This is a genomic window from Synechococcus sp. CBW1006, from assembly GCF_015840525.1.
Lineage (GTDB): Bacteria > Cyanobacteriota > Cyanobacteriia > PCC-6307 > Cyanobiaceae > CBW1002.
This window is the reverse complement of sequence record NZ_CP060396.1, coordinates 2,396,406-2,419,349: the sequence shown is the minus strand read 5'-3', so window position 1 is coordinate 2,419,349 and position 22,944 is coordinate 2,396,406. Positions and strand designations below refer to the sequence as shown.

General features: G+C 61.7%; 28 protein-coding genes and 1 tRNA gene. 9 read left to right on the top strand and 20 right to left on the bottom strand.

Translation table 11 applies throughout. The features are described from left to right. Window positions 1-531 precede the first annotated feature (531 nt). Complete coding sequence (gene istB, locus H8F26_RS11665) at window positions 532-1,326, top strand: IS21-like element helper ATPase IstB (RefSeq protein ID WP_231597868.1); 795 nt, start codon at window positions 532-534, stop codon at window positions 1,324-1,326. Between the two features lie 213 nt (window positions 1,327-1,539). On the opposite strand, the gene H8F26_RS11660 is transcribed toward istB, so the two are convergent. The 6 genes from H8F26_RS11660 to H8F26_RS11640 form a co-directional block, all read right to left on the bottom strand. After that, complete coding sequence (locus H8F26_RS11660; protein ID WP_231598221.1) at window positions 1,540-2,373, bottom strand: IS3 family transposase; 834 nt, start codon at window positions 2,371-2,373, stop codon at window positions 1,540-1,542. Between the two features lie 49 nt (window positions 2,374-2,422). Continuing rightward, window positions 2,423-2,710 (bottom strand): transposase, encoded by a 288-nt coding sequence (locus H8F26_RS19425; protein WP_231597691.1) that lies wholly within the window; start codon window positions 2,708-2,710, stop codon window positions 2,423-2,425. A gap of 112 nt (window positions 2,711-2,822) precedes the next feature. Beyond that, window positions 2,823-3,110: a transposase gene (locus H8F26_RS20160; protein WP_370594618.1), complete on the bottom strand. Its 288-nt coding sequence runs from the start codon at window positions 3,108-3,110 to the stop codon at window positions 2,823-2,825. A 158-nt stretch (window positions 3,111-3,268) separates the two neighbouring features. Beyond that, window positions 3,269-3,595, bottom strand: a complete 327-nt coding sequence (locus H8F26_RS11650; protein ID WP_197154059.1) for a hypothetical protein — start codon at window positions 3,593-3,595, stop codon at window positions 3,269-3,271. A gap of 123 nt (window positions 3,596-3,718) precedes the next feature. After that, on the bottom strand, window positions 3,719-4,036 hold the full coding sequence (locus H8F26_RS11645; RefSeq protein WP_197154058.1) for a hypothetical protein: 318 nt from the start codon (window positions 4,034-4,036) through the stop codon (window positions 3,719-3,721). A 27-nt stretch (window positions 4,037-4,063) separates the two neighbouring features. Beyond that, complete coding sequence (locus H8F26_RS11640; protein WP_197154057.1) at window positions 4,064-4,264, bottom strand: hypothetical protein; 201 nt, start codon at window positions 4,262-4,264, stop codon at window positions 4,064-4,066. A 516-nt stretch (window positions 4,265-4,780) separates the two neighbouring features. On the opposite strand from H8F26_RS11640, the gene H8F26_RS11635 reads away from it, so the two are divergent. Genes H8F26_RS11635 through H8F26_RS11630 form a run of 3 tightly spaced genes read left to right on the top strand, consistent with a single transcriptional unit; the run spans window position 4,781 to window position 6,623 of the window. Further along, window positions 4,781-5,431: a hypothetical protein gene (locus tag H8F26_RS11635; RefSeq protein ID WP_197154056.1), complete on the top strand. Its 651-nt coding sequence runs from the start codon at window positions 4,781-4,783 to the stop codon at window positions 5,429-5,431. A gap of 15 nt (window positions 5,432-5,446) precedes the next feature. Further along, window positions 5,447-5,734: a transposase gene (locus tag H8F26_RS19420; protein ID WP_231597691.1), complete on the top strand. Its 288-nt coding sequence runs from the start codon at window positions 5,447-5,449 to the stop codon at window positions 5,732-5,734. A gap of 10 nt (window positions 5,735-5,744) precedes the next feature. Continuing rightward, complete coding sequence (locus H8F26_RS11630; protein WP_231605622.1) at window positions 5,745-6,623, top strand: IS3 family transposase; 879 nt, start codon at window positions 5,745-5,747, stop codon at window positions 6,621-6,623. Window positions 6,624-6,806: 183 nt separating this feature from the next. Here the strand turns inward: H8F26_RS11630 and ltrA are convergent, their stop codons facing one another. Next, a complete protein-coding gene (gene ltrA / locus H8F26_RS11625) occupies window positions 6,807-8,057 on the bottom strand; it encodes a group II intron reverse transcriptase/maturase (protein WP_231597922.1) in 1,251 nt (416 codons plus the stop codon). Window positions 8,058-8,619: 562 nt separating this feature from the next. On the opposite strand from ltrA, the gene H8F26_RS11620 reads away from it, so the two are divergent. Beyond that, complete coding sequence (locus H8F26_RS11620; RefSeq protein WP_197158927.1) at window positions 8,620-9,831, top strand: IS256 family transposase; 1,212 nt, start codon at window positions 8,620-8,622, stop codon at window positions 9,829-9,831. Between the two features lie 632 nt (window positions 9,832-10,463). Here H8F26_RS11620 and H8F26_RS11615 read toward each other — a convergent pair. The 3 genes from H8F26_RS11615 to H8F26_RS11605 all read right to left on the bottom strand — a co-directional run bounded on the left by H8F26_RS11615 (window position 10,464) and on the right by H8F26_RS11605 (window position 11,964). After that, on the bottom strand, window positions 10,464-10,724 hold the full coding sequence (locus H8F26_RS11615) for a hypothetical protein (protein ID WP_197154055.1): 261 nt from the start codon (window positions 10,722-10,724) through the stop codon (window positions 10,464-10,466). 134 nt (window positions 10,725-10,858) lie between these two features. After that, a complete protein-coding gene (locus H8F26_RS11610) occupies window positions 10,859-11,002 on the bottom strand; it encodes an AlpA family transcriptional regulator (protein WP_231605157.1) in 144 nt (47 codons plus the stop codon). Window positions 11,003-11,388: 386 nt separating this feature from the next. After that, on the bottom strand, window positions 11,389-11,964 hold the full coding sequence (locus H8F26_RS11605) for a site-specific integrase (RefSeq protein WP_231605155.1): 576 nt from the start codon (window positions 11,962-11,964) through the stop codon (window positions 11,389-11,391). Window positions 11,965-12,048: 84 nt separating this feature from the next. On the opposite strand from H8F26_RS11605, the gene H8F26_RS19905 reads away from it, so the two are divergent. Further along, entirely contained in the window at window positions 12,049-12,678 is a 630-nt protein-coding gene (locus H8F26_RS19905) for an ISAs1 family transposase (RefSeq protein WP_197154053.1), read from the top strand. Beyond that, window positions 12,675-13,214: an ISAs1 family transposase gene (locus tag H8F26_RS19900; RefSeq protein ID WP_197158971.1), complete on the top strand. Its 540-nt coding sequence runs from the start codon at window positions 12,675-12,677 to the stop codon at window positions 13,212-13,214. The genes H8F26_RS19905 and H8F26_RS19900 overlap by 4 nt, the downstream gene beginning before the upstream one ends. Window positions 13,215-13,217: 3 nt before the next feature. On the opposite strand, the gene H8F26_RS11590 is transcribed toward H8F26_RS19900, so the two are convergent. From H8F26_RS11590 to hisF, 10 genes are all read right to left on the bottom strand, one after another. Next, complete coding sequence (locus tag H8F26_RS11590) at window positions 13,218-13,925, bottom strand: Arm DNA-binding domain-containing protein (protein ID WP_197154052.1); 708 nt, start codon at window positions 13,923-13,925, stop codon at window positions 13,218-13,220. Window positions 13,926-14,243: 318 nt separating this feature from the next. Next, window positions 14,244-15,497 carry an IS256 family transposase gene (locus tag H8F26_RS11585; protein WP_197153752.1) on the bottom strand — a complete coding sequence of 418 codons (1,254 nt, stop codon included), beginning with the start codon at window positions 15,495-15,497 and terminating at the stop codon, window positions 14,244-14,246. A gap of 301 nt (window positions 15,498-15,798) precedes the next feature. Next, window positions 15,799-15,883: transfer RNA gene (locus H8F26_RS11580), tRNA-Ser, on the bottom strand. A 91-nt stretch (window positions 15,884-15,974) separates the two neighbouring features. Continuing rightward, a complete protein-coding gene (locus H8F26_RS11575; RefSeq protein ID WP_197154051.1) occupies window positions 15,975-18,038 on the bottom strand; it encodes a ComEC/Rec2 family competence protein in 2,064 nt (687 codons plus the stop codon). Window positions 18,039-18,089: 51 nt separating this feature from the next. After that, the gene (locus H8F26_RS11570) at window positions 18,090-18,281 is read right to left on the bottom strand and encodes a hypothetical protein (protein WP_231597786.1); all 192 of its coding nucleotides are present in this window, start codon (window positions 18,279-18,281) and stop codon (window positions 18,090-18,092) included. A 10-nt stretch (window positions 18,282-18,291) separates the two neighbouring features. Next, on the bottom strand, window positions 18,292-19,227 hold the full coding sequence (gene glyQ, locus H8F26_RS11565; RefSeq protein WP_197154050.1) for a glycine--tRNA ligase subunit alpha: 936 nt from the start codon (window positions 19,225-19,227) through the stop codon (window positions 18,292-18,294). A gap of 128 nt (window positions 19,228-19,355) precedes the next feature. After that, a complete protein-coding gene (locus H8F26_RS19895) occupies window positions 19,356-19,481 on the bottom strand; it encodes a hypothetical protein (RefSeq protein WP_255518567.1) in 126 nt (41 codons plus the stop codon). Window positions 19,482-19,674: 193 nt separating this feature from the next. Then, window positions 19,675-20,373 carry a bifunctional demethylmenaquinone methyltransferase/2-methoxy-6-polyprenyl-1,4-benzoquinol methylase UbiE gene (ubiE, locus tag H8F26_RS11560; protein ID WP_197154049.1) on the bottom strand — a complete coding sequence of 233 codons (699 nt, stop codon included), beginning with the start codon at window positions 20,371-20,373 and terminating at the stop codon, window positions 19,675-19,677. Window positions 20,374-20,381: 8 nt separating this feature from the next. Then, window positions 20,382-20,693 carry a hypothetical protein gene (locus tag H8F26_RS11555; RefSeq protein WP_231597785.1) on the bottom strand — a complete coding sequence of 104 codons (312 nt, stop codon included), beginning with the start codon at window positions 20,691-20,693 and terminating at the stop codon, window positions 20,382-20,384. A gap of 52 nt (window positions 20,694-20,745) precedes the next feature. Beyond that, window positions 20,746-21,552: an imidazole glycerol phosphate synthase subunit HisF gene (hisF, locus tag H8F26_RS11550; RefSeq protein WP_197154048.1), complete on the bottom strand. Its 807-nt coding sequence runs from the start codon at window positions 21,550-21,552 to the stop codon at window positions 20,746-20,748. Window positions 21,553-21,642: 90 nt separating this feature from the next. Between hisF and H8F26_RS11545 the strand changes: the two genes are divergently transcribed. Both H8F26_RS11545 and chlG read left to right on the top strand, forming a co-directional pair. Continuing rightward, entirely contained in the window at window positions 21,643-21,855 is a 213-nt protein-coding gene (locus tag H8F26_RS11545; RefSeq protein ID WP_197154047.1) for a DUF2862 domain-containing protein, read from the top strand. Between the two features lie 136 nt (window positions 21,856-21,991). Continuing rightward, window positions 21,992-22,924 carry a chlorophyll synthase ChlG gene (chlG, locus tag H8F26_RS11540; protein ID WP_231605620.1) on the top strand — a complete coding sequence of 311 codons (933 nt, stop codon included), beginning with the start codon at window positions 21,992-21,994 and terminating at the stop codon, window positions 22,922-22,924. Window positions 22,925-22,944: the final 20 nt, after the last annotated feature.

Below are 22,944 nucleotides of genomic sequence, written 5' to 3'. Positions count from 1 at the left end.
TGGCGCGGGTGCGGAGCACCAGCACGATCGAGGTGCGCTCGGTCACCTACAGCGTCCCCTCGCGGCTGATCGGCCAGCAGCTGACGGTGCACTTGCGCCATGACCGGCTGGATCTGTTCCTGCGCAGCAAGTTCGTGGAGACCCTGCCACGGTTGCATCGGCGAGCGGGAGAAAGCGGGCCGTTGCGGCGGATCGATTTCCGCCACGTGATCGAGAGTCTGCGCCGCAAACCCCGGGCGCTGCTGCGTGCCCAGCTGCAGTCCGACCTGCTCCCCGGAGAGACCTGGCGTCAGTTGTGGCGCTTGCTTTTGGCGGCCCTGCCGCCGGATGAGGCCGCCAAGGTCATGGTGGACGCCCTCCATGTCGCTGCCCGGACGGACGATCTGGCCGGTGTGGAGCGGTATCTGCGGCGTCAGCTCCGCCGCGGTGAGCTGAACCTCACGGCCCTGCGCGATCACTACGGCCTGCGGCCCCCCCGGGGCCTGGCGGCCATGCCCCAGCTCGACATCCCCGAACACACCCTCAGCAGCTATGACGAACTCCTGGTTGGAACCCCCGAGCAGGCCGGCACTGGAAACGGCTCTGCCATCGGTGTTGAAACAGTTGAAACTGCCCCAGTTCCGCAGCCAGTGGCAGGCGGCCGAGCAGCAGGCCACAGCCGCTGGCTGGAGTCCAGCCAGCTACCTCTATGTGCTGGCAGAGCAGGAACACCAGCAGCGGCATCAAGCCCGTCAACGGCGGCTGTTGCATGAGGCCCAGCTGCCGGTCCCCAAGACCCTGGCGGACTACGACTGGAACGCCATCCCGGATCTTGAGCGTCCTCAGATCGAGCAGCTCGCCCACGACACCGGCTGGCTGGATCGGGCCGAGAACCTGCTGCTATTCGGTCCCAGCGGTGTGGGCAAAACCCACCTGGCAGCAGGCATCTGCCGCAGCCTGATCGCCCTGGACCGCACGGCGCGGTTTTTCTCCGCCACCACGCTGGTGCAGGAGCTGCAGCGCGCCAAAGCCGATTACGCCCTGGCTAAGGCCCTGACCCGACTGGATCGCTTTGCCCTGCTGGTGATCGATGACATCGGCTACGTCCGCAAGGACGAGGCCGAGACCTCGGTGCTGTTCGAGCTGGTGATGCACCGCTACGAGCGCAGATCCCTGTTGGTGACCAGTAACCAGCCGTTCAGCGAGTGGGAGAACGTCTTCTCCACCAGCGCCATGACCGTGGCAGCGGTGGACCGGCTGGTGGACCACAGCACGCTGATTCAGATCAATGGCGAGAGCTACCGCCGCAAACGGGCACGGCGGATTGACCGCTCCAGCGCAGGCTGATTCGTCGCCGCGACCAGGCGTCAATTACCCGCCAACCACAAGCCAACCCCTGGCGCCAGGTGCCGGTGATGAGCTCCGCGCTGCCGTCGGACCGTGGGGTCCGCCGGCTCGTGCGCTCCGCTGCAGCGCTCAGGCGGGACAGCAGCAAGAGCACCGGCCAACGGGCTTGACGCCTGGGGCCGATCAGAAGATCCCGGCTGAGGTGGGTGCCTTTTATTGGACAGTTCCGGCCCCTGACATCGTTAACCCAGGACGGGTGGAACATGGTTCGGCCTCAGTGTAGACCGCGTGGGGAGTTTTGCCTCCAAGGGAACTGTGAGGTCTTACATGGCAATACCGCCACAGGAAGCGGGCCAGGCTGATTTCAGCGTCCCAGCCATCGCTGTATGCCCGTAGGTAGACCTCCTCGTACTTGACAGTCCTCCACAGCCGTTCAACAAGGATGTTGTCGTAGCACCGCTTTCTGCCGGACCAGCTGATCTGGATCCGCTCCCCTTTGAGTCTGGCCACAAAGTCAGCGGACGTGAACTGACAGCCTTGATCGGAGTGGAAGATCTCTGGCCTACGGCCGCCTCCCAAGGCCATCTCCAGGGCCTCCAGACAGAACTTCGTGTCAAGGCTGTTGGAGAGCCTCCAGCTGAGCACATGCCTGGAATGGAGATCCATGATCGCCACCAGATAGAGGAACCCTTTCTGCAGAGGGATGTAGGTGATGTCGGTCGCCCAGACCTGATCCACCGACGTGACCTGCGTGAGGTCCACCAGGCAGGGGAACCGCACGGACGGATCACCTGGAACCGTCGTCCGGGGCTTCTGGTAGATCGCCCGTAATCCCATGCGCCGCATGAGGTTTCGCACTCGATCTCGGCTGATCGGGATACCATCTTGGGCCAGATAGTCCACCATCCGGCGGCTGCCGCTGCAGGGATCCTCCAGGTAGAGAGCATCGATCCTGGCCATGATCCGCAGCGTCGATACACGGACCGGTGTCGGCCGGTAGTACAGCGTGGATCGAGGCAGCCCCAGCAGCGCACACTGCCTGCTGATGCTGAGCTCGGGGTGGTCGTGATCGACCAGCTTGCGCAGTTCACGGGCATCAGAGCAGTTGAGACTTTTTTTTGAGCCACTCCAGCTCCATCTGCAGCCGTCCGATCTGCTGGAACAGCTCCGCCTCCTTGGCCTGCCCCTCCTCCTTGTCCTTGGTCTTCTTGCCTCGGGTGAAGAGCTCGCTGGCACCGTCCAGGAGCTGCCGCTTCCACTGGCTCACCTGGATCGGGTGGATGGCGTGGTCGGCGGCGATCTCCTGGATCGTCTTGCGGCCACTGATCGCCTCCATGGCGACCCTGGCCTTGAACTCGGGGCTGTGGGTGCGGCGCTTGCTCATCGGTGGGAGCCCCTTTCAGGGGCGGTACCCCGCCTCAGAGGTTAACGATGGGGCCTGTCCAGAAAAGCCAGACCACCTCAGACTCCATGGCAGAGGACCGGGCCAGGGTGGCTCACTTTTCGCTGTCGCCTCCCCCTGCCATGGCAGGGGGAGGACCCGGGGTAACCCGCCTACGTAATTGACGCGACCCGCCTACGTAGTTGACATCGGGCAGGTAGCCGTTGCGGTAGCCGAGCCGCTCCTCGCTGCGCTCATGGCGCTCTGCGCCGAGCACGGCAGCGACCTCCAGCTCGATCAGCTGCTGCAGGCCGTGGCGCACCAGCTCGGGGATCAGCTCACCGGCGCTGCTGCCATCCAGTAGCGGCGCCAGCTCAATTGCGGCACGATTGGACGTGGGCATGGTTCGTCTGGTTGAGGTAGTGCTCAAACCAGGGTCACGGGCCTGCCCACCCCTTGCAACGCTGGCCGCTGAGCGGAACGTCTGAGGTGCGCGCTCAACCCCGGCTACGCCGGGGTTGAGGTCCCCAGGGATTTACACCAACACAGGGGACGCAAGCCTCAATCCAGGTCGTGGAAGTTCCCCTGAGCGTCCCAGACGCCTTTGAAACGGGTTCTTTTGCTGGGGTTATAACGAGGCGAATATTCAATTCTTCGACCTCCTGAAGGGGCACCAGCACCCTTTGCATAGAACCTTCTGCTGGTCATGAACGAGACATCATCAAACTTCAGACCACGCTGCTTCCTGATGCTGCTTGCCTTGGTCTTTGCCTGATCAAATCCTCTTGCTGTTCCAAGGACTGCCCTTGTCTTCTTATTGAAGATCACGAACTCAGCGTTTGGGTTGTAGTCCTCACATAGATCAAGAAACTCTCTGAAGTTGATCACAGCATCAACCTCTTGTTCTGCTTGAGCAGTTTGAGATCTGCTGCTGTCCTTGCTTCTAGATACTGCTCCAAATTCAGGAAGTCAGTCTTTGCGAGGATCTGTTTGAGATTATTTTCTGTATTTTTACTTGTAATCTTGATATCCATACCTATGTCTTCGCTTGACTGCATCTAATATTTTTCTTGCTGCTCTTTTGATTCTACTTTCAAAGACCCTGACACCTTGTTGAGGATCGATTGGATTGGGGTGATATTTAGATCGCCCTCTCCGCCTGGGATCTATTGCTCTTGGGTTGATCTGATCCCAGTCTTGAAGACCAGGGTCATCCTCCAAGTCCTGCAGGTAAGAACCGTCTTTCATCTTGTCCCTTAGACGCTTGATGATTTCACGGTCTTCCAGGTATGCCTTGTAGAGCAATTCAACATAATCACGAAAAGTCATTTACCAGTCCCCTCTATGTTCAATAAATCATTCAGTTTTTTGCTCATACTGCAAGTGATCTTGCTCATATATTTTCTGTTTCAAGTGTTTGATTTCATCGCTGATCCATGAATAGGCAAGTTTGAGATCAGGGTGAACACGATATCCAGATGTTTCTTCTATGTGCTTCCTTTTTGAAAGCAAATAGTTGATCTTCTGTTCGTGCTGCTCTCTTATTGCCTTATCCATTTTCTCTTAGAAACTAACTTGTGGCATTTTCAACATGGTGTATGCATTACGAATTAGATGCTTATGAAGATCACTTCTGTTCATACTGTAGTGATCCATCAATTCTTCTTCAAACACCAAGAGATCTCTCTCTTTTTCCTTGTAAGAAATATGGGTCTTAGATGGGAGCGAAGATAATCTAGTATTACTTCTTTTGTGTGGGTATGCAAGTGTAGATCTGTTCATTTGATATCCAATAGATTTCAATATCTGGAACGCTAAGACAGCAATTCCGCAAGTATTTATATTGCAATAAAAAGGTGATGCGGGAACTCAAACCGCCTAGAAACGCTCAAAGGACTCTTAAGAACCAAAATAATGCCTGAAGACCGCCAAAGTCTATTTATACAATTTACACCCAATAAATACACACAGTTAGTAAATTGACACAAACCAGTTAATACTGAGATCGCAAGCATTTGATTGACTTGATAAGAAGATAGTGATAAACTACAAACAAGAAGAATCAAGATAGATATGCATCTTACCGACAGGGAAAGGCAGGCAATTTCAAGCAGAGATACTCTCACGGATCAAGAGAAGAGAGAAAAGATCAAAGAGTGGGATCTTGAGGTATGGACTGCTTTTACACCCAATGTCAAAGCACACGAGAAGAACTCAAATGCATATTGGTGCTACTGCCCACACTGCAAAAAAGGAAACGGAAAGACTGGTATCCACAACCTCACTGGGTTGGTCTATCCGCATAGCAATGGAGATGGTCTGGGTTTTGCCTGCAAGGCATGCGGGACCAAGCATCCCAGGGTCTACGAGTTCCTCGGCAAAGGTTCTGCCGCAGCAGAGGAATATGCCTGGAAACGCTTTGAGATTGATGCTGTGGGCAAGGGTTGGTATTGCCCTCACCCACAACGCTGGAAAGAGATCAGCGAACTAGCAGGTAAGAGACGAGCAGCGAGATACAAAGCGGACTACGAACGCAAGAGGCAAGAGAACAAGGTTGCCTACGCACTGCGTGAGCAGGAAGCACTGAAAGAAGCAAAACCCAAATCACCTTCATGCCAAAAGGGGTCATGCAGCGTCTCCAAGGACGAAGTGGCAAGAGTGAGGTGGTCTGGCTTTTCTGGACAGGCCCCATCGTTAACCTCTGAGGCGGGGTACCGCCCCTGAAAGGGGCTCCCACCGATGAGCAAGCGCCGCACCCACAGCCCCGAGTTCAAGGCCAGGGTCGCCATGGAGGCGATCAGTGGCCGCAAGACGATCCAGGAGATCGCCGCCGACCACGCCATCCACCCGATCCAGGTGAGCCAGTGGAAGCGGCAGCTCCTGGACGGTGCCAGCGAGCTCTTCACCCGAGGCAAGAAGACCAAGGACAAGGAGGAGGGGCAGGCCAAGGAGGCGGAGCTGTTCCAGCAGATCGGACGGCTGCAGATGGAGCTGGAGTGGCTCAAAAAAAAGTCTCAACTGCTCTGATGCCCGTGAACTGCGCAAGCTGGTCGATCACGACCACCCCGAGCTCAGCATCAGCAGGCAGTGTGCGCTGCTGGGGCTGCCTCGATCCACGCTGTACTACCGGCCGACACCGGTCCGTGTATCGACGCTGCGGATCATGGCCAGGATCGATGCTCTCTACCTGGAGGATCCCTGCAGCGGCAGCCGCCGGATGGTGGACTATCTGGCCCAAGATGGTATCCCGATCAGCCGAGATCGAGTGCGAAACCTCATGCGGCGCATGGGATTACGGGCGATCTACCAGAAGCCCCGGACGACGGTTCCAGGTGATCCGTCCGTGCGGTTCCCCTGCCTGGTGGACCTCACGCAGGTCACGTCGGTGGATCAGGTCTGGGCGACCGACATCACCTACATCCCTCTGCAGAAAGGGTTCCTCTATCTGGTGGCGATCATGGATCTCCATTCCAGGCATGTGCTCAGCTGGAGGCTCTCCAACAGCCTTGACACGAAGTTCTGTCTGGAGGCCCTGGAGATGGCCTTGGGAGGCGGCCGTAGGCCAGAGATCTTCCACTCCGATCAAGGCTGTCAGTTCACGTCCGCTGACTTTGTGGCCAGACTCAAAGGGGAGCGGATCCAGATCAGCTGGTCCGGCAGAAAGCGGTGCTACGACAACATCCTTGTTGAACGGCTGTGGAGGACTGTCAAGTACGAGGAGGTCTACCTACGGGCATACAGCGATGGCTGGGACGCTGAAATCAGCCTGGCCCGCTTCCTGTGGCGGTATTGCCATGTAAGACCTCACAGTTCCCTTGGAGGCAAAACTCCCCACGCGGTCTACACTGAGGCCGAACCATGTTGCTTGCGTCCCCTGTGTTGGTGTAAATCCCTGGGGACCTCAACCCCGGCGTAGCCGGGGTTGAGCGCGCACCTCAGACGTTCCGCTCAGCGGCCAGCGTTGCAAGGGGTGGGCAGGCCCGTGACCCTGGTTTGAGCACTACCTCAACCAGACGAACCATGTCGAGTCACCCCGGGGAACTTCCCCCCGAGGTGCTCACAGAACCGTACGTGACACTCTCGCGTCATACGGCTCCCATCATCCACATGCCACTTCACTGACTCGACGCCAGTGCGCGAACAGATCACGATGTCCAGACCTGATCCTGGCAAGTACTCGCCAGCTTTGGAGCCGACGACCCCGCAGCCTTTTGTACTTCTGCCGTAACCAGGCTGCAATTCTGTCATCCAGGTAGCGATACAACTTCCTGATCAGTTCTGTCCTATAGAAACGACCGTAGTACTGAATCCAGCCACGAATCACTGGATTCAGCACTTTAGCGATCTCCTCAAGCGACAGATACACGAGCGATGGAAGCCCTATCGACCTAATCCTCTCCCGCATACGCTGGAGAGCCTGCGGACTCACTGCCGGCAAAAAGCCTGTGTAGATGACTCCGCGAGAATTGCGAGACACACGTGGCCGAAACGCGAAACCAAGAAACGTGAACGTGACATCAGCAAACGGTGCCCGGCGGTTGCTATCCCTGCAGTAGACCACCTGGGTCTTCTGGGGATGAAGCTGGAGGCCACAGGACGCAAAGCGATCCTGCAATGCCTCCAGCAACCGCCGAGCTTCCTTCTCGCTGTGGCAATGACAGATCACATCATCTGCATAGCGCTCAAAGGCAATGGCCGGGTGGCTCCGGCGCATCCACACATCAAACGCATAGTGCAGGAACAGATTGGCCAGCAGTGGACTGATGACACCACCTTGCGGTGTGCCCCGGTCCCTGGGATGGAGCGTGCCATCCGGCAACAGAACCGGTGCCTGCAGCCATCGTTGCAGGTAGAGCACCACCCAGCGCTCGGAGGTATGGGCCTTGATCGCGCGCATCAACAGGTCGTGATCGATAGCATCGAAAAACCCCTTGATGTCGAGATCGAGAACCCAGTTGGACCTCCAGCAGCGCTGACGGCAGACCTCTACTGCCTGATGCGCTGACTTGCCCGGTCTGTAGCCGTAGGAATCCTGATCAAAGATCAGCTCCAGCTCTGGCTCCAGCACCTGCTTGACCACCATCTGTGCGATGCGATCAGCAACCGTCGGGATACCCAGCGGCCTGACGCCTCCACCGGATTTGGGAATCTCCACACGCCGAACTGGTGGCGGAAGATAACTTCCTGATGCCATCCGATTCCAGAGTTTGTAGAGATTATTCTCCAGATCCTTGTTGAAGTCGTCCAGGCTTTGGCCATCCACACCGGCCGCCTGTCCGTTCCGTTTCACCTGTTGATAGGCCTTCCAGACCATCACCTTGGTAATCGGTAGCGGCTTGTCTGTTGTCATCCCATTCCTCCTGCCGTAGGCAGTTGATGGGAGACTCCAAACGGGATGATGCAACCCCTTGGCTCCGAGTCCGTTACAGACCCATCATCGCTACTACGGGTTGCTCCGCCCCTGCCACAGACATCGGTATTGACCCTCATGGTGGTGACCACTTGGGATGTTCCCTTGGCATTCCATGGCAGGTTCTCACGTTCCGCATCAGGGCCTGCGATGAGCTCGTGCCGTCTATACGCCGGCTGCCGTGTGGTCCATAGACAGGCTCTGTCCACACTGATCCAGGAGATTTGGGCCGCCTCCCGTTTTGGCAGCGTCTGAAATAGATATCGGCGCGTCATCAACGGTTCGCTTGCGCTCACCTTCTCGTCGCACACCTGACGGATCCAGTCCGCCGTTTCCCCGTCGCTCACCACCACGTCTTTTGAACGCAGCAGCACGGGGTGGTTTGGTACCAGCCCCTGCAGGCCGATCCCGGGAGGCCACACTCCCATCCCCGATGCAGTTTCATCAGCCTTGGCTTTCACCTGCTGACTCGTGACACACGCCCACGTCCAATCGTGCCGCAATTGAGCTGGCGCCGCTACTGGATGGCAGCAGCGCCGGTGAGCTGATCCCCGAGCTGGTGCGCCACGGCCTGCAGCAGCTGATCGAGCTGGAGGTCGCTGCCGTGCTCGGCGCAGAGCGCCATGAGCGCAGCGAGGAGCGGCTCGGCTACCGCAACGGCTACCGGCCGCGCACCCTGGCCACCCAGGTGGGGGACATCGATCTCCGCATCCCCAAACTGCGCTCCGGCAGCCACCTGCCCTCGATCCTGGAGCCGCGCCGCCGTGTGGACCAGGCCCTCTACGGCGTGGTGATGGAGGCCTATGTCGGCGGCATCTCAACGCGCAAGGTCGACGCCCTGGTGGCCGCCCTGGGAGTCCAGAGCGGCATCTCCAAATCTCAGGTGAGCCGCATCTGCGCTGACATCGACATCCAGGTGCAGGCCTTCCTGAACCGCCCCCTTGAGGCCACCGGCTACGCCTACCTGTACCTCGATGCCACCTATCTCCACGGGCGTCTCGGCAAGGCGATGCAGGTCTGCTCCAGGGCTGTGGTGGTGGCCATGGGCGTCAATGCCGATGGTCGCCGCGAGCTGCTCGGCATCAAGGTGGGCGACAGCGAAACCGAGAGCTTCTGGAGCGAGTTCATTGGCTCGCTCAAGGAGCGCGGCCTCACTGGGGTCAAGCTCGTGATCAGCGACGCGCACGTGGGCCTCACCAAGGCGATCCGGCGGATGCTGCAGGGCAGCTGCTGGCAGCGCTGCAGGGTCCATTTCGCCAGAAACCTGCTCCAACGGGTGCCCAAGGCCCACCAAGGCATGGTCACCGCTGCCTTGCGCTCGGTGTTCGCCCAGGAGAAAACGGACGAAATCGAGGCCCGCTGGGACGATCTGGCCAGCTCACTGGTGGATCGCTTCCCCAAGGCTGCTGAGCTCATGCTGCACGCCCGGGAAGACGTGCTCGCCTTCCGTCACTTCCCGCCTCAACACTGGAAAAAGACTTGGAGCACCAACCTGCTCGAGCGCCTCAATGAGGAGATCAAACGCCGCACTCGGGTGGTTGGCATCTTCCCGAATGACGCCTCGATCACCCGCTTGGTGGGGGCTGTGCTGCTGGAGCAGGACGAGCACTGGCAGCTGGAGGGCCGGCGCATGTTCTCCGCCGAGAGCATGGCCGCCATCCCCTCACTGGCGGAGCTGCCCACGCAGCCTTCCTTGCAAGAAGCAGCGGCCTGAGCCTCAGGCCCCAGGAGATCGCGCCGTAGCGCCCCCACAGGGCGCAGCGGCGGCGATCACCGCCCGGGGGCCGGCACCGCAGACGTCACGACCAAGATTGCAGGTGTAGCCCACAACCGATCGGCAATCCAGACGAAAGACTTGACAAGTCAATCGTCTGGATTCATCGTGAAATAACGAGGTGCACATGCGCCTCGAGAATGACAGCCCGTCATTCACCCCTGTTCTCCCTCAGTCCAGGGCAATCGGGCCTCGGGATTTACACCACGCCAAGGGACGCGGCCACCATGTTCCACCCGTCCTGGGTTAACGATGTCAGGGGCCGGAACTGTCCAATAAAAGGCACCCACCTCAGAGAACGCGAGCGGTTTGCCTCCAGACACGTCAGGCGAAGTCAGGAACGGTGAAGTCTCTGCCTTCCTTGAACCCACTACTAAGACATTTGTCATCGAAGAACTGATGTAGATAGAACCTTGGTGGGTCCTCCAAAGAAAGAGATGCAACGAACTGATTAAGGTTTCAGACCGCATTCATTTTCTAAAAAAAATCCGCCCCAGAAATTTAGGCGGAATGGGTAACTAAATCTAATCAGTTAACAGAAGTCACATTACTGCTTATCGACTGGTGCTGAATCAATAACAAGCATAAGAAGAAGAAAACTTAAGACCATCCTCCGTCAAACAAAAGGTTCCATCCAATCGTTTGTAAGGGTGTTGCGCATGAAGAACAGCAAGAGCATCAAAAGTTGATTGGACAAGATCATCCCAACCATCACCAACACCATCTCCCCAAATGATGTCATCAACCTTGTCATCAAAGTAGATGCCAGGTTCATGGTTAATACCATCTGGTGTATCAAGGAACGAAATCTGTTCCAAGTTGTTGGTCTTCATGAAAGCGACCAACGAGTCACAGGATCGAGCAAGAGTCATGTTCAGCAAAGAAAGAAAGTGCGCATTAATATTTGTTCTCGGTGTTCTCTCACCGATAGGGTTTTAAGTCGGTTTATCGACTATTAATTACTCAGTTAAGCAGCAGAAATCTTCTGGGAGCACCAATCTTCAATGTCGGAACGAATCCAGACCACAGAACGAGCACCCAGAAGAATCTGCTTCGGGAAGTCACCAGCATCCATCAAGCGATAGATGCTGGACTTAGACAGACAGGTCATCTCTTTGACCTGAGGCAAGCGCAAAAAGGCGCAGCGATAATGAGACATTGGCAAAAAGCAAAGGACTTTTTAGTGGATTGCTTTTTGTCTTGTTAGACAGAGATCAGGTCGGGGATGTCTGATCGAAATACACCCTCTCGGGTAGGCACTTATTTAATTTGTATCGCAGAGAGGGTTGCTCGATTCACCCCGTTTCGATGAGATAATTATAAGGCGACTAGAGCGCCCCAGAAGCGCCCCTGTGCCAGTTCTTTTGACCCTCAGAGGCAGGGGCAAAGCACCCTCAAGACCCAAGGCGTAGCAGGAGGTCTCAGAGGGTCTTTTCGACAACGAAAAACCTAGAAAAATTGGCACAAGGGTCGTCTCAGAAGGTCCTAATTGACCTTTCAGACCTTGAGACCCTGGGCAAGCAGAGCGTCACACCAAGCGACCATGAATCGTCTGCGCTCATCAAGCATTTCTGAACGGTCATACGCCATCCGTATCTTGTCCCCGATGCTGTGGGACAACTGCCTCTGAATGATCTCAGCGGGGAACCCCAGAACCTCCTGACCTGCTGTCATCGGGATTGCCCGAATGCCATGAGCATTGAGCACACCCTTGTATCCCATGCGCACGAGGTGCTGATTCATCGAGGAAGGGTTCATGTGCCCCTTGCTCGCTCCTCTCGGTGAGGGGAAGACAAATCCGTTACCCGTGCCGAGTTGCCTGAGCGTTTCCAGCACCTCCCGCAGCGGATCGGTCATGGGGATCAGATGGGCATCTCCATTCTTCATGCGGGCACCAGGGATGACCCAGAGGTCCTGGGAGGCGTCCCACTCCTCCCAGCGCATCCCAGAGAGCGAACTCGCCCGTAGGAAGGTCATGAAGGCGACTTTCAAGGCGCAGAGAGTCACCACAGACCCATTCGCCTGGTTGCCTTCTAGATCCTCAAAGAACTGAGGCAGTTGCTCCCACAGCAAGGCAGGGCCGCCTGAAAGTCCGTCCAGCTTGCCCTTGGCGCCCCTGCCGCGGCCTGGTTTGCTCGCGGGACCAGCCCCTCAGCAATGCCCCAGACCGCTGCTCCCGCTGTTGATTTCAACGCCGATGCCGACCTGATCAGCTTCCTCAAGGCCATCCCCGATGGCCGTTACCGCCGCGGGGTGCGCTACCCGCAGTGGTACCTGCTGCTGGTGGCGGTGCTTGGGATCCTCAGCGACTGCCGCAGCTCCCGCGATCTGGAGGCGTTCGCCAGGCGGCACCGGGAGGTGTTGAACCAGGCCCTGGGGCTGAATTTCAAGCGCTGGCCTTCGGACGCCACCTTCCTCTACCTGTTCAACAAGGCGCACCTGCAGCAGTTCGGCGAGGTGCTCCAGGCCTGGATGATCAGCCATATCCCAGGCGGTACAACGGCTGTGGAGCAGTTGGTGTGCGATGGCAAGACCCTGAAGGGTTCAGCCATCGAGACCGATGACGGCAACCACCGCTTTGTCGCCCAGGTGACGGTCTACGCCCGAGCCCTCGGTGTCGCCTTGGCTCAGAAGGCCTACGACACCCATGAATCGAGCGAGCGAGCAGCGCTCAAAGAGCTGCTGAGCACGATGGATTTAGAGGGCAAGCTGATCCAGGCGGATGCCCTGCACACGACGCAGGCGTTTTTCGCTGGTGCCTCGAGCAGGGAGCCGACGTCGCCCTGACCGTCAAAACGAATCAGCCCAGGCTCCATCGGCAGATCAGCCGCCAGTTCGAGGGAAAACGTCGGATCCCTTTCACTGCAACGGATCAGGAGAAACGCCATGGGCGTGACACGCGCTGGGAGCTCAGGGCCAAGGAAGCCCCCGATCACATCAAGGAAGCCTGGCCGGGCAGCGCCTGGATCGTGAAGCTGATCACCACGACCACCAAGCGCAACGGCAAGCACAGTGTCACCAGGCACTTGTTCATCACGACCGTTCGCACAGCTCCAGAAGGCCTGCTGCGCCTGATCCGGCAACGCTGGAGCATTGAAAACGAATGGCACTGGGCCCGCGACACCCAGCTCGGTGAGGACGCCCACCGCTATACCCATCGCATCGGTGCACCGGTGTTTGCGTTCCTGCGGACCGTGGTCATGAACCTGCTGCGGCGCGGCGGCTACCGCTCGATCCGACGGGGGCTCCGGGAACTGGCTTACGACATCAGAGGGATGCTGGCGTTGGGCGGGGTTCAGCTCGCGGGAGCGAGGTTGGAGTGACTTTCAGGCAACCCTGCACAGCAAGGTTGGGTGCGGAGTGGGTTTGTGCTTGCCCTTGGTGCCTCTGCTCCCAAGGGCAGGGTTCTGGTCGCGCTCCATCCATCCCTGATCAATGGCGTGGTCAAAGACCATCCGCAGCACCATCAGGGACTTCTTCGCTTGAACAGGTGCCCTTGCTTCCACCAGGCGGAAGTAGTCCATGACCAACTCGCGCCCCTTCTTGCCAGAAGGACCTTTGCCGTCCCAGCAGAGGTGCTCAAGCGCGGTCTCACCCCCGAAATGCGGGAGGACTTGATTGCGGAGCAGGTTCGGGTATTCCTTCTGCGCTGCCTTGGAGGTGGCAGAGGCGAGATATGACTCACACGCCTGCTGGAGGGTTGGTCCAGAGGAGTGCTGGATCAGTGCCTGCTTCTCCTGACGCTTGAGGTCTCTGGGGTCTTTGCCGTTTTGCTTGCTCCAAGACCTGATTCGGTCCCACTCGTCACGCGCCTCCTTGAGGGACCATTTCCCGACGCCTCTGCCATAGACACCAATCCGCACGGGCACTTGCTTGCCCTGCCTGCCAGGGGGAAAGCGCATCCGCCCCTCAAAGGACTTGCCGCCGCCCCTGGAGGCGGACTCGATGACTAAGAAGAGGGAGTCACCAACGGAGACATTGCGCCTGCGGGGACCTGCCTGCTCTGCCTTGACCTGAGAGTCAGAGAGCGGCATCTCAGCAATCCAACAACACCAATTTTATCCAACAACACAAGGTCTATTTGGCCGCGTCCCTTTGCGTGGTGTAAAACCCGAGGCCCGAATGCCCTGACTCAGAGGGTGAACAGGGTGGAATGACGGGCTGTCATTCCTGAGGTGCAGATGCACCTCGTTCTTCCACGATGAAACGAGACGATTGACTTGTCAAGTCTCTCGTCTGATCGCGGCTGTGTTGTGAGCGGCAGGAGTCTTCTATGCAGCCCAGGGGTTACAGCGCCGGCCCCCGGGCGGCGATCGAGGCCGCTGCGCCCTGTGGGGGCGCTGCCACCTCAATCACCTGGGGCCTGCGTCTTGCACCTCTGCGGCGGCGGCGCTGAGCAGGGCCGGCAGATCCTCCAGCTCCGGGATGGCAGCCATGCTTTCGGCGGAGAACATGCGGCGGCCTTCCAGCTGCCAATGCTCGTGCTGCTCCAGCAGCACCGCGCCCACCAGGCGGGTGATCGACGCGTCGTTGGGGAAGATGCCGACGACGCGGGTGCGGCGCTTGATCTCCTCGTTGACCCGCTCCAGCAGGTTGGTGCTCCAGACCTTCTTCCAGTGAGGCTGCGGGAAGTGACGGAAGGCCAGCACGTCCTCTCTGGCCTCGTTCATGAGCTCGGTGGCCTTGGGGAAGCGCTCCGCCAGCGAGGCGGCCAGGTCATCCCAGCGGCTGAGGATCTCTCCGGCATCCTCCTGAGCGAACACCGAGCGCAGGGCGGCGGTGACCATGCCCTGGTGGGCTTTGGGGACGCGCTGGAGAAGGTTGCGGGCGAAGTGGACGCGGCAGCGCTGCCACACACAGCCCTGCAGCTGGCGCCTGATGGCCTTGGTGAGGCCCACGTGGGCGTCGCTGATCACCAGCTTGACGCCAGTCAGGCCGCGCTCCTTGAGCGAGGCAATGAACTCGCTCCAGAAGCCCTCGGTTTCGCTGTCGCCCACCTTGAGACCCAGCAACTCCCGGCGGCCGTCCGCGTTCACCCCCATGGCGACGACGACAGCCCGTGAGCAGACCTGCAGGGCCTTGCCCAGCCTGCCCTTGAGGTAGGTGGCATCCAGGTAGACGTAGGCGTAGCCGGACTCCTGCAGGGGCCGGCTCAGGAACGCCTGCACCTGCTGGTCGATCTCCTGGCAGATGCGACTGACCTGGGATTTGGAGATACCGCTCTGGGATCCCAGGGCGGCGACCAGGGCATCCACCTTGCGGGTGGAGACCCCACAGATGTAGGCCTCCATGATCACGCCGTAGAGGGCCTGCTCCACCCGGCGACGGGGCTCGAGGATCGAGGGCAGGAAGCTGCCAGCCCGCAGTTTGGGGATCAGCAGGTCGATGTCGCCTACCTGGGTGGTCAGACTGCGGGGCCGGTAACCGTTGCGATAGCCGAGCCGCTCCTCGGTGCGCTCGTGGCGGTCGGCACCCAGCACGGCAGCGACCTCCAGCTCGATCAGCTGCTGCAGGCCGTAACGGGCCAGCTCGGGGATCAACTCACCGGCAGTGCTGCCATCCAGTAGCGGCGCGAGGTCGGGTGCGGCACAGTAAGTCTTGGGCATGGTTCGTCTGGTTGAGGTGGTTCTCGAACCAGGGAAACGGGCCTGCCCACCCCTTGCAACGCCAGCCGCTGGGCCAGCCACCTGAGGTGCGCGGCCCACCCCGGCTACGCCGGGGTGGGGGTGCCGGGGGATTTACACCAAGCCTTGGGACGCCAGCGTCTATTTCCAACAACACATCCCACAACACAATTTTGGGACATCCTGGTTTTTGAGGGGACCAACCAGGACCACAGAGCACTAAAGAAGTCCCTCACCGCATGGGGTTTGGGACTTCCGTGGTCTTGTCGGGACCTTCTCTGAACGGAGAGGGTGGGATTCGAACCCACGGAAGGTTTCCCTTCAAACGATTTCGAGTCGTTCGCTTTCGACCACTCAGCCACCTCTCCAGGCACCCCATCCCGAAAGCCTGAGGCCAGAGGATGCAAGGGCGACACGGCCAGCAGGCCATGACTGCTGCACTCTAAGGATCAGCCCGCCTCAACCCGTCTGCAGGGAGCCGCTGAGGCCGCTGGCCCTCCAGCCTGGGGGCAGGGTTTGCCTGCGGGAGGCGAAGTTGCCACTCCACCAGACCCGCTCAATGTTGCCGTCCGCCAGGCTGTGCTGATCGCCCTGGCGGGGCCTGAAGCCGAGCCAGATATTGGCGGGCCAGCTTGCCGGGGTGCTTCGCTCCCAGCTCCACAGGGCCTGGCGATCCGGCAGCAGCAACCAGCGCTGCCGGCCCACCCGGAGCTGAAGGGCGCGGCTGTCCACCGCGACGGCGGAGGCCTCCAGCCCCTCACTGCTGAGGGTCTGCCCCGGCAGCAGCGGCGGGCCGGCCTCGCCGGTGCTCTGGACCAGCTGGGCCAGGTCCTGCCAGCAGGTCGGCCCGTCGCTGGCCACGGGATCGAGCAGCAGCAGCCAGTCGTAGCGCCGGATTCCCAGGCCGGTGGCGAGGCTGCGGGCCTGGTGACAGCTCAACCCATCGCTGCGGCTGCTCACCAGGGCCGCCCTGCCGCCATGGCGGGCCACCAGCAGGTCGCGCGGCCCCTGGTGCACCAGCAGCATCCGATCGGCCGCCAACCAGGCCAGATGCAGAGTCACGGCGATGGTGATCAGCGCAGCTCCCAGCTGGCGCCAGCGCCGCGCCAGTTGCGGCAACAGCAGGGCCAGGCTGCCGAGGGCGAGCAACAGCACCAGAACCGGCTGCGGACGGCCGGTCTGCCACTGCGCCATCGGCAGCCGGGAGATCTGCTGACAGATCAGCAGCAGCAGCTGGGCCAGCAGCAGCAACGGTTGGACCAGCACCGGCAGCACCGCAGGCAGCAGCACCGCCACCAGGGCGAGGGCCATCGCGCCGAGGGTGAGCGGCGAGAGCAGGGGTGCCGCCAGCAGATTCGCCGGCACGGCGTAGAGCGGCACCACACCGAAGTGGAGCACCTGCAGGGGCAGGGTCCAGGCGGTGGCGGCCAGGGGGATCGCCAGGGCTCCGCCCAGCCAGGTGGCGGCCCGTCCCGTTCCCCAGCCTTCCGGCAGAGCAGCGCCAAGGCAGCCCTTCAGCCAGCTTTCCAGTGGACCTGCGGTGAGGATCAGACCGGCGGTGGCGCCCACGCTCAGCTGAAACCCCACATCCGCGAGCCAGCCAGGTCGCAGCAGCAGCATCGCCACCACCGTGCACAGCAGGATCGCCACCGGCCGGCCGCGGCGGCCGCTCTCCAGCAGCAGCAGGGCGCCGCCTCCCATCAGAACGGCCCGCACCACCGAAGGCTGCGGGCCCGCCAGCAGCAGGAACAGGGCCAGGGCGCCAGCGGCCAGGGTCAACCTGGGCAGCCTTGGCAAGCGGCGTGCCAGGGGCAGGACAGCTCCCAGCAGCACACTGAGGTGAAAGCCCGAGGCAGCCAGGGCGTGGGAGAGCCCGGCCACCCGAAAGGCTTCGCGCAGATCAGCGGGCAGCGGCACCACGGCGCTGCCCAGCACCAGGGCCGCCAGCAGGCCGCCCCGCTCCGGGCCGCCGACCGCAGTGAGTTGCCGCGCGATCCGGCGGCGCAGGTCGGCGATCGGCGTGGCCGGCCGGCTGAGCACTTGCCAGCGCTCCACCTGCATCTGAGACCAGATGCCCTGGCGGGCCAGGCGTTCGGCGGCGCTGCTGAGCAGGGGGTGCGGCGCGCTGGAGGGGCGCCGCAGCCGGCCGGACACGGTCAGGCGCCAGCCCTGTTGCAGGGCTGGGCAGGCGTTGAACAGCAGTTCGCTGCGGCCTGCTGCCGTCTGGAGAGGAACGCGGCAGGGTCTGCTGGCGCCGCTGGTGCCTGCGCCGCCGTTGCTCCCTGTGCCGCTGGTTTCAGTGGTGCTGGTTTCAGTGGCGCTGGCGGTGCTGAAACGGGGATCACTCAGCAGCCAACCGCTGAGCTCCACCTCCAGGCTTGGCTGGGTGGCCGAGAGCCGCAGGGAGGGATCCCCTGCGGCAGGCCCGGTCGGTTCCAGGGCAGATCGACCGGCGAGCAGCAGGACCAGGGCGAGGCAGGCCAGCGGCAACCCCAGGCCGGGCCGGTTGTGGGTGGCTTGCATCGATCGCGCTGCACTGGGATGCAGCGTTCCCCAGGGCCGCCACAGCGCGATTCAGAACTGGGGAATCTGCAGCAGCAGCTCGCATAGCTGCGGACTGGGAACGGACTGACCGACCAACGGGGCCACAATCGCAGCCACCGGCCGCAGCCGACAGGGCCAGACCGCCCGTTCACTGAGGCGTCCCACCTGGAAGCTGCCGAGGATCAGCACGGCCATCAACAACGAACGGCGCAGGGGCGGCATGGCGCGCTGCTCAGGCGGGCACCATGGCGTCCTCCCGCTGCTCCTGCGGGTGCAGCGCCAGCCACTCCTGCCGCTTGTCGGGGCTGAGCAGCGGGAAGCCGAGGCTGCGGCGCTCCTCCAGCCAGGCCTCCGCCACCTGCCGGGCCAGGGTGCGGATCCGGCCGATGGTGGCGGTGCGCTCGGTCACCGAGATCACGCCGCGGGCCTCCAGCAGGTTGAAGGTGTGGCTGCACTTGAGCACGTAGTCGAGCGCCGGGGCCGGCAGCTTCTGAGCCACCAGATCGGTGGCTTCGGCTTCGTAGAGGGCGAAGAGCTGCTTGAGCCGCTCGGGATTGGAGGCCTCGAAGTTGTAGGTGCACTGGCCCTTCTCGAAGGGCAGCCAGATGTCGCCGTAGCTGCGGTTCCCATCCCAGCTCAGCTCCCAGATGCTCTCCACATCCTGCAGATACATGGCGAGGCGTTCGAGGCCGTAGGTGATCTCGATCGACACGGGCCGGCAGTCAATGCCGCCGCACTGCTGGAAATAGGTGAACTGGGTCACCTCCATGCCGTCGAGCCACACCTCCCAGCCCACGCCCCAGGCGCCGAGGGTTGGCGATTCCCAGTTGTCTTCCACGAAGCGGATGTCGTGATCAGCGGGGCGGATGCCGAGGGCCTCGAGGGAGGCGAGGTAGGTCTCCTGGATCGCATCCGGTGAGGGCTTGATCAGCACCTGGTACTGGAAATAGTGCTGCGCCCGGTTGGGGTTGTCGCCATAGCGGCCATCGGTGGGGCGCCGACAGGGCTCCGGATAGGCCACAGCCCAGGGCTCGGGGCCGATCGCCCGCAGCACCGTGTGGGGACTCATCGTGCCGGCTCCCTTTTCGGTGTCGTAGGGCTGAAGGATCAGGCAACCCCGTTCGGCCCAGAAGCGGTTGAGGGTGTGGATGATGTCCTGGAAGTGCATGGGGGGAGATCTGCCCAAGGGCGGTGAGGGCATTGTCTCCCTTGGATCGGGCCAGGAGCCCCTGCAGGGAGCTGGGACCACGGAGATTGCCTCAGCGCGAGGCTCTGCCTCAGCCAGGGGCGGCTGCGTCAGGGTGGAGAGGTCTCGAGCAGGCGGCTCAGCGACTGGTTCACCGACTCGCGTGGGTGGCTGAGGTCTTCGAACTGTTCCGGTGGCAGGGCCTTGCTCCACAACCAGCCCTGGCCATGCTGCACTCCGAGGTAGCGCAGACATCGCCCTCGGCGCAGACATCGACGCTCATGCCCCGGCAGCCTCCCAGCAGCCAGTGCAGGAAACCCTGGCGGTAGAGATCGGAATGCCGTGAGACACGATGCCGCGATCCACCTTCACCTTGCTGTCGTTGACGATCGAGATTCAATCGGGGAGCCGTCAAGGCCTGGTCTTCGGTCACGCCACCAGTTGCAGCAGGCCCATCTGCCCGCCTGCAAGTGTCCGATGCCGCGCCAGGGAAAACCCGGCGCTCTGCGCCAGATGTTCCTGATCCGGGCCGCTGGGGAAGCGGGCCAGACTCGTTTCGAGGTAGGCGTATTGCTCCTCCAGTCCGACCTGGCGGGCGAGGGGCACCACCAGGCGGCGCAGATACAACCTCTGAAAACCCTTCTGGAACCTGTCTTCAGGCCGGTTGAAATCCAGTACGGCGGCACGACATCCCGATCGCATGACTCTTCGCAGTTCCTTGAGGCCGGCGGCGGGGTCGGCCAGGTTGCGCAGGCCATAGGCCATCACGGCGCCGTCGGCCCAGCCATCCTCCAGGCCCGTTGCCAGGGCGTCGCCCTGGCTCCAGCGCAGCCGCAGCCAGGGCGAGGCCTGGCTGCGCTGCTCCGCCAGCCGTAACGGGGCCGCGGCTGCATCCAGACCAAGCACAAGTCCTCCTGGCCTCACCTTCTCGGCCAGAACCAGCGCCAGATCACCGGTGCCGCAGCACAGGTCAAGCAGGCGCTGGCCGGGCTGTGGCTGCAGCCAGGCCACGGCCTGTCGCTTCCAGATCCTGTGCAAACCGAGGCTCAAGGCGTCGTTGAGCCGGTCGTAGGCGGGGGCAATGCTCTCGAACAGATCACGCACTGCGGTGGGATCGCCCGGCATCACGGAGGTTTTCAGGAGGTCGTCTCGTCCCAGGGGAGCACAATCGCATCGAGGCTGATTCCGCTCTCGATCCCAGGGGTCTGAGGGGCTGGTCCCTGGGCCTGCAGGCCACTCGGTCCCGTGAGGGTGAGCAGCATCACAGTGGCCAGGCCCACGGCGGCCGAGCAGACCATGCAGCCGGCCAGCATCAGCGAGAACTCCTGACGGTCGTTGGCCGCCTGCATCAGCTGCAGGGCCCAGGCCACCAGCGCCACCACCGCGGCCACCATCACCAGGGCCAGCAAAGTGGTAACAGCAGGTGAGAGGGCGAGCAGGGAGGTCAAGGGAGTGGGAGGCGCACGGTGCGGTTCGGCACCGACTCAATGTAACGAAGGTTTACAGAGCTTCGCGGCTGTTGATCTCGTTCGGAGGCTCCTGAACAGGGCGGATCGGCAAGTGCCGGTCCAGCAGGTCCCGCTTGATCTCCTCCACCGTCAGCACGCCGTCGTGCAGCAGGGAGGCCAGCAGGGCCGCCGAGGCCTCGCCCTGCTCCAGCGCCGCGGCGATGTGGTCGATGCAGCCGGCACCGCCGGAGGCGATCACCGGGACTTCCACAGCGGAGGCCACGGCGTGGGTGAGCTCCAGGTCATAGCCGCTCTGGGTGCCGTCCCCATCCATGGAGGTCAGCAGGATCTCGCCGGCGCCGAGTTCCACCACCCGTCGCGCCCAGCTCACGGCATCGAGTCCGGTGTTCTCCCGCCCCCCCTTGACGTACACGTCCCAACCGCCGTCGGTTCCGGCGCGCCGGCGAGCATCAATCGCCACCACAATGCACTGCGCCCCGAAGCGTTCAGCACCGGCGGCCACCAGATCCGGCTGGCGCACCGCCGCCGAGTTGAGGCTGATCTTGTCGGCACCGGCCCGCAGCAGTTCGGTGATGCCGTCCACGCTGCTGATCCCGCCCCCCACCGTGAACGGAATGGTCACGGCTTCGGCGGTGCGGCGCACCAGGTCCACCAGGGTGGCCCGCCCCTGGTGGCTGGCGGCGATGTCGAGGAAAACCAGTTCATCGGCGCCGGAGGCGCTGTAGCGGCAGGCCAGCTCGACCGGATCGCCGGCATCGCGGAGCCCCACGAAATTGACCCCCTTGACGACACGGCCCTCGGCCACGTCCAGGCAGGGAATGATGCGCTTGGCAACCACGGGTGGCAGGCAGGGGAGGAGGGGGAGGTCGGGCCTGAGGTGAATGGAGCGGAGCTGTTAAGGTTGCGCCACTTTTCCACCGCGCCGGACATGTCCCAGGCTGCCATCACCATCGGGTCGAAGGTGCGGGTCACCCGGGTTCGCGACCGTATTCCGGCCGATCTGGTGGCCATGCTCAAGGCGGATGCCACCGGTACCGTCCGCGATTTCAAGGTGACAGACGGCAAGGGCATCGGCGTGGTGGTCGAGCTTGCCGGTGGTGCCACCTCCTGGTTCTTCGACGACGAGATCGTGCCGCTCTGAGCAGCGGCATCTCTGTTCGGTCTTCATCGACGTCCTCCCTGCATCCACCGTGAGCGAGAGTCCACAACCCAGCGGGTCTCCGGACGTCGCGTCTCCGGCACCGGCCGCTGGAGGGGCTGCTCGCCAGTTGCTGGGCATGAAGGGCGCCAGCAGCACCAGCAGCATCTGGAAGATCCGGTTGCAGCTGATGAAGCCTGTCACCTGGATTCCCCTGATCTGGGGAGTGCTCTGCGGCGCAGCTGCGTCCGGCAACTTTCACTGGACCCTGCCGCAGGTGGGTGCTTCGTTCGCCTGCATGCTGATGAGCGGGCCCCTGCTGGCCGGCTACACCCAGACGATCAACGACTACTACGACCGCGAGATCGACGCAATCAACGAGCCCTATCGGCCGATTCCCTCCGGCGCCATTCCCCTGGGCCAGGTGAAGGCCCAGATCTGGATCCTCCTGTTGGCTGGACTCGCCGTGGCCTGGGGGCTCGATCTCTGGGCCGGCCACACCACGCCGGTGCTGCTGCTCCTGGCCCTGGGGGGCTCGTTCGTGAGCTTCATCTACTCGGCACCGCCCCTGAAGCTGAAGCAGAACGGCTGGCTGGGCAACTACGCCCTCGGAGCCAGCTATATCGCCCTGCCCTGGTGGGCTGGCCAGGCTCTTTTCGGGCAGCTCACCTGGACCACGGCCCTGCTCACCCTCGCCTATTCCCTTGCCGGTCTCGGTATTGCTGTGGTCAACGACTTCAAAAGCGTTGAAGGCGACCGTGCCCTCGGTCTGCAGAGCCTGCCGGTGGTTTTCGGCGTTGAGAAGGCCAGCTGGATCAGTGCCGGCATGATCGACATCTTCCAGCTGGCGATGGTGGCTGTTCTGATCGCCATCGGCCAGCATTTCGCCGCCGTGTTGCTGGTGCTGCTGGTGATCCCCCAGATCACCTTCCAGGACATCTGGCTGTTGCGGAATCCCATCGCTTTCGATGTCAAGTATCAGGCCAGCGCCCAACCCTTCCTGGTCCTCGGCATGTTGGTCACGGCTCTCGCCATCGGTCACAGCGATCTGGTCGGCGCCGCCCTCGGCTGATGTGAACCCACGCACTTTCC